Below are 12,910 nucleotides of genomic sequence, written 5' to 3'. Positions count from 1 at the left end.
CATTATAAAATATTTTCTGAATGTTTTCCAGATACATGAACTAAGTTTACATAATATAATTATAATCTATTTTCTAGAGCCACATTTACTGCTTCCATTGCATGTATAAAAGTTGTATCAAATATCGGAACTAATACGTCTTCCTGCTTTATTAATAATCCTATTTCTGTACAACCTAAAATTATGCCCTGTGCTCCTTTTTGCACTAGCTCTTCTATGACTCTTTTATAATACTCTCTAGATTGTGATGTTATTTTTCCTAAACATAATTCTGTATAAATTATTTCATTTATTTTTTCTCTATTTTTTTCTACTGGCACTATTACTTTTATATTATTCTCTTCTATACGTGACTTATAGAAATCTTGCTCCATTGTATATTTTGTTCCAAGTAGACCAATCGTTTGAATACCTTTTCTTTTAATTTCTTTTGCAGTAGTATCAGCAATATGTAATACGGGGATGTTAATATTCTCTTTTATTTTCTCCACTACTTTATGCATTGTATTTGTGCAAATGATTATAAAATCTGCTCCTCCCTTCTGCAATGAATACGCCGCATTCCCTAATACTTCCCCTGCTCCATCCCAATCCCCGTTAGACTGGAATCGTTCAATCTCTTCAAAATCCACACTATTAATCAAACATTTTGCTGAGTGTAATCCTCCTAATCTACTTTTTATCTCTTCATTTAAAATTCGATAATATTCTGAAGTCGATTCCCAACTCATACCACCTATAAGCCCTATCGTTTTCATATTAACACACCTACCTAAACTTTTTTCCAAACTAATAACAATGTTTTATTATGTATATTATACACAATAAAACAAGACTTTAATTTTATAATATAAAGTCTTGTTTTAACTATATTTCCAAGGAAATTTTATGGGAATATTCTGAAATTAATTCCCTAATGTTTTTATAGAATCTTCATATTGATAATTAAAACATTGTCGATACAACTGTTTAATTTCATTATAAGAAGGAACTCGTGGATTATTTCCTGGGCTACCACTTTCAATTGCATCCGAGGCCATTTTTGAAATAGCATTTTCAAACTCAATTTCATCAATTCCATATTCTTTTAAATTTGGAATACGAAGATCGAAACAAAGTTTCTTTATTTCAGCAAGCGTGTAATTCGCTACTTCTTCCTCAGAATATGAGTAGAGATCTTTGTTTAAATTGCGTCCAATCTCGGCTAACCTTTTCACTGCACTTGTTTTTGTGAACTCTAAAACTGTAGGTAATAGTATGGCGTTCGATATACCATGCGGTACATGAAATAGTGCACCTACTGGCCTTGACATACCATGAACTAACGTAACTGATGCATTTGAGAATGCAATTCCAGCTTGTAATGAAGCGATCATCATTGCTTCCCTTGCTTCCATATTATCTCCATCTTCATATGCAATACGTAAATATTTCATAATACTTTCAATAGCCGAAAGAGCAAGTACATCTGTAAGTGGTTGTGAAAATTTAGAAATATATGCTTCAATTGCATGGCATAATGCATCTATACCTGTCGCTGCCGTAATATGAGGTGGTACCGAACTTGTTAATATCGGGTCAATAATCGCTACTTGCGGGGTAAAACTCGGATGCTTCATCATCATTTTTACATCTGTTTTTTTATTCGTAATTACTGCTACACTTGTTACTTCTGACCCAGTACCTGAAGTTGTTGGAATTGCAATGAGTGGTAGTGGATCATTTTCTATTTCAACATCTTTTTGGACGTAATATTCAATTGCTCCACCATTAGTATGTAACACCGCTACTGCTTTCGCAGCATCAATACAACTTCCACCACCAATACCGATAATAAAATCACACTTTCCTTCTTTACAAATCGTTAACGCTTCTAATACGTGTAAATTTGTAGGCTCAGCATTCACTTTGTTATATGTAATAACAGTAATACCTTTCTTATTTAGCTGTTTTATGCACCTTTCAACATACCCTAATTTCTCCATAATTGTATCAGTAACTATAAAAGCTCTTTTCCCAAACTTCTTTGATTGTTCCCCCAGCTTTTCAATCGAATTTCTTCCATATAGTACCGACTTCGGCATACGAAACTCAGCAACTTCTTGCAAGTACTCCACCCCTTCTTCCCCTTATTAATGTTTTAGTTTATAAAATATCAACGAAATAAATCTTTACAATTCATATAGTATCTATTATTAATAAATTCCTGTAATAGTATAGAATGCGATAACTAAAAACACAGCAAGCGTTTTCAAAACTGTAATAGCAAATATATCTTTATATGACTGTTTATGTGTTAAACCTGTTACTGTAAGAATAGTAATAATAGCCCCGTTATGTGGTAATGTATCCATTCCTCCTGATGCCATTGATACGATACGGTGCATAACTTCTAATGGAATATCAAATTGATTGGCTGCTGCAATAAATTTATCCCCCATCGCACTTAAAACAATCCCCATTCCTCCTGATGCAGAACCTGTAATACCGGCTAAAATATTCGTCGTTACCGCTCCATTCACTAAAGGATTTGTGAACGTTGCAGAAATGCCGTCTCTCATAATTGCAAAGCCTGGAAGTGCTGCAATGACACCACCAAAACCAAATTCTGCTCCTGTATTCATTGTTGCAAGTAGCGCACCACCAATACTTGTATTCAATCCAGCTTGAAATCCTGTTACTACCCGTTTCCAATATAATAAAAGAGTTGTTAAAATTCCTATTATAAGTGCCAATTCTACAGACCATATTCCAACTACCGCACTCAATTCTACTTTTCCAAATGCTTTCATACCAATTGCTGAAAAGTCAAAACCGTTCGGATACCACTTCGGTATCATAATAGTAAACACTTTATTCATTACACCTACTAAAATAAGTGGTATAAAAGCAATAAGTTGTTGTGCCCTCGTAATTTCTAAACTATTTAACAGCGGTATTTCTTTCTGCTCTAATTCCAAAGATGCTGCCATTTCAGTATTCCCATTGTTAAAACCAAAATACCCTTCACCTGCTGCTTTTGCCTTCTTACGCCTACTCTCTAAATATAATAAACCTAACGTGAGAACAAAAATTGCCCCTACAATACCAAGTATCGGTGCAGCATAAATGTCCGTTTTAAAAAATGTTGTAGGTATTACATTTTGAATTTGTGGTGATCCAGGAAGCGCATCCATTGTAAACGTTACTGCTCCAAGGACAATCGTTCCAGGTATTAAGCGCTTTGGAATATTAGCTTGTCGAAAAAGCTTAGCTGCAAACGGAAATATAGCAAATACCACTACATATACACTAACACCACTATACGTTAAAATAGCACCCATTAAAACAATCGCTAAAATCGTACGTTTTTCTCCAACCAACTCTACAATCGTCTTTGCAATAGAATCAGCAATTCCTGACATTTCTACTACTTTCCCAAAAATTGCTCCAAGTAAAAACACCGGGAAATATAGTTTAATAAACCCTACCATTTTCTCCATAAAAATATTAGAAAAGAAAGGTAATACAAAACTAGGTTCTGTCAAAAATACCGCAAATAATGCAAAAATCGGTGCAAATAAAATAACAGAAAACCCTCTATACGCTACAAACATAAGTAAGCTAAGTGCTAATAATATAATAACTAGCTCCAATTATACCCCTCCTTTAAACTGAAAATTCAATCTTTTATTGATAAACTTCTACTAATCTTTCATTTCTGACATCCCTCCTCTAATTCATACAAATTTTTCATACTAAAATGTCTAATTATACATATTCGATTACATATGAAAAATCCCTTTAAACAAAAACGATTTCATCGTCATACGTTATAAAGGGATTGTTAGTCTCTATTTTTATTTTTTTATTAAACCATTTTCTATACAAAAATGGTGTAGTTCTTCTATATCCTTCGCTATATGAGTCACACTAACTTCAATCAACTCATTTTCACTACCATAGCCATATAAAACACCAATTGAAGCAATTCCATTATGATTTGCACCTATTATATCGTGCTTTCTATCTCCAATCATGACAACTTCCTCTTTATTAAGTCCTTCATTTTGTTGTAAAATATGAGCAATTATTTCTTCTTTTTTTATTCTCGTTCCATTTAAATTACTTCCAATGATATCTTCAAAATAATTCGTTAGTTGAAAATGCTCTATTACTTGTCTAGCAAAAATAGTAGGCTTTGAAGTAGCTATAAATAAACGATTTCCGGTATCTTTTAATTGTTTTAGGAGATTTGGAATACCCTCGTATACACTATTCTCCAACAACCCACGTTGCTTTAAATACTCCCTGAAATAAAAAACAGCTCGTTCAACTTCTCCTTCATTCATATTATATCTCTCTACGAATGATTGCTGAATAGGAGGACCAATAAATGAATCTAACTCACTTACATGTAATTCTTCAATTCCAACCTTTTCTAACGCGTACAAAACTGAATTTACAATCCCCTTTTTAGGATCCGTTACTGTTCCATCTAAATCAAATAAAAATGTTGTATACATATTTAATCCCCCACTCATCCTACTTTACATGTAATACTGAAGGTTTTTTACTACTCTACCTCTACTATACTATCATTATTTATTTTTCGAAAAATTACTTTTTCTATGTTACATAGTTTCAGTTACAAAATACGGATAGATATGATAAAGTAAAAAAGTTACAATTAATTCAATAGAAACTGGTGAAACAAATGTCAATTACATTAATTTTTATAATGGCTTTCACAATTGTCATCCACGCAGTCGAAACTAGTTCTTATAGTATTCGATTAGCTGGTGTTCGTTTAAAAAAGATTGTCGTTGCCTTATCTGTCGTAGGAATGGTATTACTTATTTCAAGAACGTCAAATTTACTACAAGCCTTTTTAATTGGCGGGATTGTCGATGACGCAAAACAAGATGTTTCTATTAATTTAGAGTATACTATACGACTTGTACTATTATCAGCTTCCATCGGTACATTACTTGCGATTATTCTTTATCCAACTTTGACAAAACTATTTGGATATGTCATTCAAAACTTTGAAACAGATGGTTCTTTCATTCGAATGATGAAAACAAATAACATTCAAAAATTAAAGTACACAAAAAAATATGTGCGCTTTCCAAGATTTGAAATGATTCATAGATTGCGTATCGGTGGTATCCCAAAGCGTATTATGCTTATTAACATGTTTGCTACTGCAATTTATACAGCAGGTGTTCTTTCTGCCCTTTATGCTTCTTTTCTAAATCCAGATTACGCAACAAATGCAAGTACAGCTTCTGGCCTTGTGAATGGTTTTGCTACAATTTTATTAACAGTGTTACTCGATCCACGTATAGCACTTTTGACAGAACGTGCTTTACAATCAGAAAATGGCGCTGAATCTATGAGTAAAATGTATGGTTGGCTAATGATTTCTAGACTTCTCGGCACCTTATTAGCACAACTTTTATTTGTACCAGGTGCTCACTGGATTTTATGGATTATTGAGCTGATGCATTAATCTACTAGGAAGGTGTATTTATCAATGAATATAAAAACAGAGCAAGATTTAATTCACTTAATAGAAAACGACGAATGGATGATGAATGTATTACAATTGGCAAAATCACTAGAGCTACCTGATTGGTGGATTTGCGCTGGGTTTGTCCGTTCTAAAATTTGGGATACTTTACATAACTACGAAGTAAGAACGGCTACGCCAGATGTCGATGTCATTTATTATGATCCATTACATAAAGATGAGGCGTACGAACAATCATTAAAACAGAAGCTGGCGAATATGGATGCCTCTATCCCTTGGTCAGTAAAAAATCAAACTCGCATGCATGTAGTGAATGGAATGCCACCATACTCTTCTTCTGTTGATGCTATTTCTAAATTTCCTGAAACAGCAACCGCTTTAGGAGTTACGCTTGACGAGCAAAACAATGTCATATTAACAGCTCCATGTGGAATTGAAGATGTACTTTCATTACAAGTGAAACCTACACTTCATTTTCTTGAAACGAAAGAACGAATACATATGTACAACAAAAGAGTTAATCAAAAGAAATGGCAAAGTAAATGGCCTAATATTACAATCACTTATCCAGAAATTTAAAATAGAGCGCTTCGCATTATACGAAGCGCTCTTTCTTTTTTAGTTCAAAAAATGAATGACTGTTTCAGCAAATCGATCAGCTTCCTCATAATGTGGTGTATAGCCACTCTCTTCGAATATGATATGCTTCCCATTTCGAGCATCTTTATTAAATGTTTCAATTTGTTTTTCACACGTTACTACATCATATTTTCCTACAATTAATAACATTGGATTTTCTACATCTTTTATTTTTGATAATAATGACGTATGAAATGCTCTTTCTGCTTTTAATCTATCAAAATGGATTTCGGAACGCTTTGAAAATTCTTCCCACTCTTCATCACTATATAAACTATAGTCAGTTTTAAACTCCTTATTTTCATAAATCTCCATTCTTTTTTCTTCTAATTCATCGCTTAATCTTATGCTACTTCTTCTTTTCCATACTTTGTTAATAACGTTCCTGTCCTTTGTAATAGAGCCCTACTTGTTAATGCAAAATCGAAAGTCGGACCTTCAAATATTATTTTCTCTATTGAATTTGGATACGCCCTTGCATATAACAATGCTACATATCCACCGAAAGAGTGCCCGATTACAGACCATTTCTCAATTTGTAGTAGTTTTCTTATTTCCTCACAGTCTTCAACTAAATCATTTAATCCAAAAGATTCTTCCTCAGTAATTCCTTCTGATCGACAAACTCCTCTTTGATCTATCATAATTACATATAAGGAATCTTTTAATCGTTCCGCTTGATGAAATGAAAAATCATAACAGCTTTCACCTGGACCACCGTGTAAAAATAATACTGGTTTATTTTTAGGACTTCCATGTGTTTCAACGTATAGCTTTTTCCCTCTAATGTTCATGTATTTCCCTGTTTCCATCAAATTCGCCTTTATAATCATCACCTTCTTTTTTACTGAATATCTTAACATTTATTGTTAAATAATTCCTATTACATTTAAAAAGACAATAATTATTGCAAGTGGTGCTACAAACCGAAGTAAAAATGCCCAGCAAGTAAATACTTTCTTTCCGTAATTTCCACCGACAAAAAATTCTGCTTCTAGTACTTTCTTTTCCATTTTGAATGACACGAAAATACTAATAAATAGCGCTCCAAGTGGCATTAATATATTACTAGATAAGAAGTCTACTGCATCAAAAATATTCTTCCCAAAAATCGTAATATCACTCCATACTCCAAATGATAAGGCAGATGGTATACCTGTTAGGAAAATGCAGAACCCGATGATCCATGATAGTTTAGCTCTTCTTTCTTGTTCACCATTTGCTAATGCTGAAACTACCGTCTCTAGTAGAGAAAATGCCGATGTTAATGTCGCAAATGTAAATAGCGCAAGAAATACCGTTAAGAACAATCCTCCTAATGGAATTTGACTAAATACAGATGGTAATACGATAAATAGTAAGCCTGGCCCTTCTGTCGGCTCCATGCCTAACGAAAATACTGCTGGAAAAATGGCAAGACCTGCAAATAAAGAGACGAATAAATTCAATCCAACAATTGTTATTGCTGATTTTGGTAAACTTTCTTTTTTATTTAAATACGAGCTATACGTAACCATAATCGAAATCCCTATACTAATCGCAAAGAATGATTGGCCCATTGCGAATAAAATACTTTCTGAAGTAATCTTCGAGAAATCTGGTTGTAAGAAAAACTTCACGCCTTGCATCGCATTATCCAGTGTTAATGAACGAATAATAAGAGCGACAAATAAAACGAACAATGCTGGTAGCATATATTTACTTGCTTTTTCAATTCCATTTTGTACACCTTTTGATACAACCCATATCGTAATGAACATAAAAGCGAAATGTCCAGTAATAGCCCAAAGCGGATTTCCAATTGTTTCAGTAAATAACGAACCGTAATTTTGTCCCGGAGTAATAAGTTGTCCAGTTACTCCTCTGAATAAATAAATTAGTACCCATCCACCTACAACACTATAAAATGAAAGTAATATAAAACAAGTTCCAACGCCAAGACGTCCAATCCAGTGCCATCCTGTATTTGGTGCGATACTTTTAAATGCTCCAACTGCTTGTTTCTGTGTACTGCGTCCAATCATAAATTCAGCTATAAGTAGCGGTAGTCCAATTAATACAGTAAATAATATAAAAATTAAAAAGAATGCTCCTCCCCCGCTCTTCCCAGCGATATAAGGAAATTTCCATATTGCGCCAAGTCCAATTGCTGATCCTGCTGCTGCCATTATAAAACCTAATTTCGAAGTCCATTGCTCCGTCTGTTTCATCCTATTTTCCTCCTGTTAAAATCATTTTATATTAATAAATAAATATTATTGATCAATCTGAATAAAACCTCCATTTCTTTTTCTATAAAATAAAAAAATGGCCCAACGTCTCTATATAAAGAGACGCTAAGCCATTTACTTAACGCGGTACCACCCTTATTGATTCCATTATGAATCCACCTTAGTAGTAATCGTTTGATTACAAACCTAATATCGAAGGTTAACCGTTAAGATTTACTAAGAATGTGATTCCGTTCCACCTTACTGCTCCTAGGCGAGTTCAGGATGTCATTTGACTATGTCGCACCAACCCATAGCTCTCTGCACAAATACATGACCTTACTACTCCTATTCAACACATTTTAATATTTAGAATATATTTTCTTTTGAAATTAATATGAAGTATATCGGTTATATTTATAACTGTCAAGGGATATATTATTTTTTTGTCGAAAAGGATTTTTATAAACTTTCAATGTAAAAATGAAAGAACAGTAAAAAAGCATCTTCGCGATAATCGCGAGGATGCTTTTTTATGGTATAAGACGTGTACAATCTCTCGGAAAAGCACTCGCCTCTCGGACATTTGTTAACTCTAAAAGTTTATATACAACCCTTTCTAATCCTATCCCAAAACCACCATGTGGTGGACAACCGTATCGGAATGTATTTAAATAAGATTGAAATTTCTCTGGATGTAATCCTTTTTCTTTAAAAGAAGCAAGTAACATATCATAGTTATGAATTCGCTGTGCACCTGATGTAATTTCTAATCCTTTATATAATAAATCGAATGAATCAGTAATAGTTGGATTTTCTTTATTCGGTATCGTATACATCGGTCTCGCTTCTTTCGGATAATGTGTAATGAATACAAATTCACTATTATATGTTTCTTTCACATATTTCCCTAGTAACTTTTCACCTTCTGTATCTAAATCCCCTTCAGGAGATTCTTTCCGATACTTCATTTTCAAAATTTCTTGCGCTTCTGCCAATGTGATTTTAGGAATTTCTGTAATGACAGGTACTTCTATTTGTAGTAGTTGTAATTCTTTTTCACAGTTTTTTGCTACTTGTTGAAACATATATCGTAAAACATCCGTTTCTAATTGCATTACTTCATGAAAATCATGAATAAATCCAAGTTCTACGTCTAACGATATATATTCATTTAAATGTCGTGACGAGTTATGATGTTCAGCCCGGTACACAGGAGCAATTTCAAAAACACGTTCGAGTCCTCCCGCTACCATCATTTGTTTATAAAACTGTGGTGATTGAGCTAAATACGCTTCTTTTTGGAAATATGGAAGCTTAAAAACATTCGCTCCTCCTTCTGCCCCTTGCGAGACAATTTTCGGAGTAAATATACGTGTGAAATCGTTCTCTATTAGGAATTCACTAAAACTTTGAACGAGTGTAGATTTCACTTTAAAAACCGCCGCGATTCGCTCATGCCTTAATGATAATACCCGCTCATTCAACAGTTGATCTAAGCCAACTTGTAGCTTCTTTTTATTTATCTCAAATGGAAGTGGCTCTGCACCATTTAATACTTTCACTTCACGCGCAAGTATTTCAACACCTAATTCTGTTTTCGGTGTCTCTACTATTTCTCCAATTATTTGGACCACACTTTCAACATCAACTTTGTATCCGGCTAACTCGTTTTCTAATACACATTGAATAACTCCCGTTCGGTCTCTTAATAATAAAAAACTAACATTCCCTAGATGACGAATCTTTTTTACCCATCCTTGTAGTAATACAACCTTCCCGCCATGTTCCGTACATTCTCGTGTGAGTGAACGCTTCATTATTTGATCCATTACATTTCCCTCCAATAGTTTTATTTTTATTTACATTATTGTTGTCATCGTCGTCATCCACGGTCACTCACCTCCTTTCAAAGAATACAAAAATCCGCCCCTATAAATAGGGACGGATTTTTCCGCGGTACCACCCAAATTGTCATAATGACCATCTTAGCCCTGATAACGGTAGGTACCGTTTGCTTTTACTAATTATCACGTTCAAAGCAACACTCACAGGTGTCTTTCCATCATGCGGTATCGCAATCTTCCCAGCAATCGATTGCTCTCTGTAGACCCTTGCATCATGTACTTTTCCTAATCATCACTTTTTGTATTTACAGAGTATTCTATCTTTTTATTTTATAAAACGCAAGCCTTTTTAGAAAAATATTGCGATTTCTCACTAAACAGACCCCTTCTAAAGGTATGTAATATGAACATTGAACTCTATACAATTATCATTTGACAGCTTAGAAATGTTTTATCCTTCTCAAATTCTTTCAATTGAAGTTTTCCTATTTTATTACATATTTTACGCATTTCCCACGCATATTATTATTAAAGTTTTATCGGAGGTGTACATATGAAAAAAACAATTAGTTTCTTTCTCCTATTATTATGCTTAGTTGTAGTTAATGAAGCATATGCCTATTCACCAAAATCTTTACCAATCTCTCAAAATTCTGATCAATGGCAAGTAAATATTGATGAAGTAAAAAGAACGAGTGAAAAATTGTTACAACCAAAAAAAGGTGTATTTCAAACATATCATTTCTCTGTAAAAAATCTTGGAAAAAGTGAAGTGTATAATGTACAAGTTGAAGTTTTTCGGAATGAACCAAATACGAAAACAAAATATGAACTCTTTTCCCTAAAAGAAAGTCGTCTAGCGGGCGGTAAAACTGGATTTGAACACGCTAATTTTCCAGTTTCTACAAAAGCGGATAAGGTTGACGTGATCATTACGTGGCAAGAACATCCTTTCCGCTCCATGAGAAACGGTCAAAAAGTTGAATCTAGAAAATTTAAAGAGCATTTTGTTTTTAAAGAAGCAGTAAAGTGAACTTATCGGTATATATACATTATTACCGCTACCAATAAATTTTCTAGTACCAGTTTTCTTAAGCAAATAAAAAAGTCGTGGCTTTTAAACGCCACGACTTTTTATATTAATTCGTACTAATCCCTCTCGCTGCCCAAATGCGATCAATTTCAGTCGCGTGTTGTCCGCCGTATAAAAGAGCATCCGCTTGCTTAATTGCTTTCGCTCCATCACGGAATTTCGCATTTGGCGTTAATGACCAATGTGATTGTAAAATAATTTTTGTTGCTACATCACGTCCAAAAGATTGCGCCATTTCGTATTGACCTTGAGCCCAAATTTCCCCATCATTATGCACTTCATTCGTTATATCTTTCGGGTATACTTTATTCGTATCTAATCGGCGTAAGCACGTCGGATCTGAACTAGAATAAGCAGCCGCATCCCATTCTCCAATGCATGCTTTCCCGTATCCTGTTGTCGAAACTGCATCTTCATAAGTAGCACCTAAGAAATCTCCAAATCCTTCTCCCATCGCTCCACCTTCTGGTGAACTTCCGAAGCCTGGCACTTGATTATCTTGAATAGAATGACCATATTCATGCGCAATAATGCCAGCATCTTCTGCATCATCTACTCCGCCAGTACCGAAGGTTAAAGCTTTCGTTGATGGAGAATAGAATGAATTATCGTCAGTTGTACCATTTACATTCACTTTAATCGAACGTTTATTAATATTTTGAAAGCCTAATCCTTGAATGTAACGCTGTAATGTATCAATATGATAATATGACATAACATCTTCAAAACTATCATTTGCACGTGTATAGTTAAATTGTAAGTTTGTAGATTTCGTCTTCGCTTTTGAAGAAATCGTAACATACTCACCAATTAAAAATCCTGTACCATCTAAACCTTTTAACGTAACAGTTTTCAATTGATTCGTTAATGCTGTTGAATCTGCATCATTATTATCTTTTAACCCTGCTAAACTTCCACTAGATACGACAGGGTTAGGTAAAAATACTTTTCCTGTTCCTTCTGCTTTTCGGTTTATATCAACTTTTTTAATTAACTTTCCATTTTCCGCATCAATGAATGTTTCCCATGCACCGAATGGATTATTAGAATGGACTACCACTTTATATACAGGAATAGCGACTCCCTCTTCAACAATATATCCGAATTCTTTTTCTGTAGGAGCCCATAAGTTTTGCTCACTTTCTCCTCCAACATACGCCATCGATTTTTGTTCTGCATCTTTTTCACTAATTTTTTTCGTAACTTCCTTCACACCTGTAACAGGCTGATAATCAGAAACCGCAAGTAAGCCTTTTCCCTCTCCGTTAAGAGTAACTGTAATTTGTTTTGAAAATACAGGCGCACCATTGACCACTTGTTGGAACCTAACATATGAAGCTACTGATGTTTCTGTTGTAGAAATATATTGCAAGTCTGAAAGGTCTGCCTTCAATCCATATTCCGTAGCATGTCCTTTTAAATATTCAATTGCTTTTTTCTGTGGTGAATAAGCTTCTAGCTTTACTTGCTGTTGTTTTTCCAATGCCGAAACCGTAGAAATCGTCCCCATTACTAATGGCACAGTCATTGCCATTGCCACCATTTTTTTGTTTAACATAAAACCACTCCCCCTAATAAATTGAATCCTTTACCCCATTCCTATAAA

Annotated in this window: 10 protein-coding genes, 1 pseudogene and 2 other annotated features; of the genes and pseudogenes, 3 read left to right on the top strand and 8 right to left on the bottom strand. The window is 34.1% G+C overall.

The window, feature by feature from the left end; genetic code table 11:
- Window positions 1-59: 59 nt before the first annotated feature.
- From NSQ69_RS10940 to NSQ69_RS10925, 4 genes are all read right to left on the bottom strand, one after another.
- Entirely contained in the window at window positions 60-758 is a 699-nt protein-coding gene (locus tag NSQ69_RS10940; protein ID WP_002127187.1) for an aspartate/glutamate racemase family protein, read from the bottom strand.
- Window positions 759-905: 147 nt separating this feature from the next.
- Entirely contained in the window at window positions 906-2,108 is a 1,203-nt protein-coding gene (locus NSQ69_RS10935; protein ID WP_002168486.1) for an iron-containing alcohol dehydrogenase, read from the bottom strand.
- An 87-nt stretch (window positions 2,109-2,195) separates the two neighbouring features.
- Entirely contained in the window at window positions 2,196-3,635 is a 1,440-nt protein-coding gene (locus NSQ69_RS10930) for a GntP family permease (protein WP_002127185.1), read from the bottom strand.
- 204 nt (window positions 3,636-3,839) lie between these two features.
- The gene (locus NSQ69_RS10925; RefSeq protein WP_016126864.1) at window positions 3,840-4,505 is read right to left on the bottom strand and encodes an HAD family hydrolase; all 666 of its coding nucleotides are present in this window, start codon (window positions 4,503-4,505) and stop codon (window positions 3,840-3,842) included.
- A gap of 191 nt (window positions 4,506-4,696) precedes the next feature.
- Between NSQ69_RS10925 and NSQ69_RS10920 the strand changes: the two genes are divergently transcribed.
- The gene (locus NSQ69_RS10920; RefSeq protein WP_078203237.1) at window positions 4,697-5,494 is read left to right on the top strand and encodes a lipid II flippase family protein; all 798 of its coding nucleotides are present in this window, start codon (window positions 4,697-4,699) and stop codon (window positions 5,492-5,494) included.
- Between the two features lie 24 nt (window positions 5,495-5,518).
- Window positions 5,519-6,094 (top strand): nucleotidyltransferase family protein, encoded by a 576-nt coding sequence (locus NSQ69_RS10915; RefSeq protein WP_002127181.1) that lies wholly within the window; start codon window positions 5,519-5,521, stop codon window positions 6,092-6,094.
- 39 nt (window positions 6,095-6,133) lie between these two features.
- Here NSQ69_RS10915 and NSQ69_RS10910 read toward each other — a convergent pair.
- The 3 genes and pseudogenes from NSQ69_RS10910 to aspS all read right to left on the bottom strand — a co-directional run bounded on the left by NSQ69_RS10910 (window position 6,134) and on the right by aspS (window position 10,196).
- Window positions 6,134-6,987, bottom strand: a pseudogene (locus NSQ69_RS10910) (alpha/beta fold hydrolase).
- A 36-nt stretch (window positions 6,988-7,023) separates the two neighbouring features.
- Window positions 7,024-8,364 (bottom strand): sodium-dependent transporter, encoded by a 1,341-nt coding sequence (locus tag NSQ69_RS10905; protein ID WP_078203235.1) that lies wholly within the window; start codon window positions 8,362-8,364, stop codon window positions 7,024-7,026.
- A gap of 116 nt (window positions 8,365-8,480) precedes the next feature.
- Window positions 8,481-8,729 (bottom strand) — a binding site (T-box leader).
- Window positions 8,730-8,897: 168 nt separating this feature from the next.
- The gene (gene aspS, locus NSQ69_RS10900; RefSeq protein ID WP_033730154.1) at window positions 8,898-10,196 is read right to left on the bottom strand and encodes an aspartate--tRNA(Asn) ligase; all 1,299 of its coding nucleotides are present in this window, start codon (window positions 10,194-10,196) and stop codon (window positions 8,898-8,900) included.
- A gap of 105 nt (window positions 10,197-10,301) precedes the next feature.
- Window positions 10,302-10,513, bottom strand: a binding site (T-box leader).
- A 251-nt stretch (window positions 10,514-10,764) separates the two neighbouring features.
- Here aspS and NSQ69_RS10895 point away from each other — a divergent pair.
- Window positions 10,765-11,244 (top strand): hypothetical protein, encoded by a 480-nt coding sequence (locus tag NSQ69_RS10895; protein WP_002065155.1) that lies wholly within the window; start codon window positions 10,765-10,767, stop codon window positions 11,242-11,244.
- 106 nt (window positions 11,245-11,350) lie between these two features.
- Here the strand turns inward: NSQ69_RS10895 and NSQ69_RS10890 are convergent, their stop codons facing one another.
- Complete coding sequence (locus NSQ69_RS10890) at window positions 11,351-12,862, bottom strand: M36 family metallopeptidase (RefSeq protein WP_002127175.1); 1,512 nt, start codon at window positions 12,860-12,862, stop codon at window positions 11,351-11,353.
- Window positions 12,863-12,910: the final 48 nt, after the last annotated feature.

This window comes from Bacillus sp. FSL R10-2201 (assembly GCF_038008665.1).
Taxonomy (GTDB): Bacteria; Bacillota; Bacilli; order Bacillales; family Bacillaceae_G; genus Bacillus_A; species Bacillus_A mycoides.
Note: the sequence above shows the minus strand (reverse complement) of the source record. Positions and strands in the feature narration are given on the sequence as shown.

Coding starts and splice junctions, on each gene's coding strand:
- NSQ69_RS10940 (WP_002127187.1), bottom strand. CDS start 758: ATGAAAACGATAGGGCTTATAGGTGGTATGAGTTGGGAATCGACTTCA.
- NSQ69_RS10925 (WP_016126864.1), bottom strand. CDS start 4,505: ATGTATACAACATTTTTATTTGATTTAGATGGAACAGTAACGGATCCT.
- NSQ69_RS10920 (WP_078203237.1), top strand. CDS start 4,697: ATGTCAATTACATTAATTTTTATAATGGCTTTCACAATTGTCATCCAC.
- NSQ69_RS10915 (WP_002127181.1), top strand. CDS start 5,519: ATGAATATAAAAACAGAGCAAGATTTAATTCACTTAATAGAAAACGAC.
- NSQ69_RS10905 (WP_078203235.1), bottom strand. CDS start 8,364: ATGAAACAGACGGAGCAATGGACTTCGAAATTAGGTTTTATAATGGCA.
- aspS (WP_033730154.1), bottom strand. CDS start 10,196: ATGGATCAAATAATGAAGCGTTCACTCACACGAGAATGTACGGAACAT.
- NSQ69_RS10895 (WP_002065155.1), top strand. CDS start 10,765: ATGAAAAAAACAATTAGTTTCTTTCTCCTATTATTATGCTTAGTTGTA.
- NSQ69_RS10890 (WP_002127175.1), bottom strand. CDS start 12,862: ATGTTAAACAAAAAAATGGTGGCAATGGCAATGACTGTGCCATTAGTA.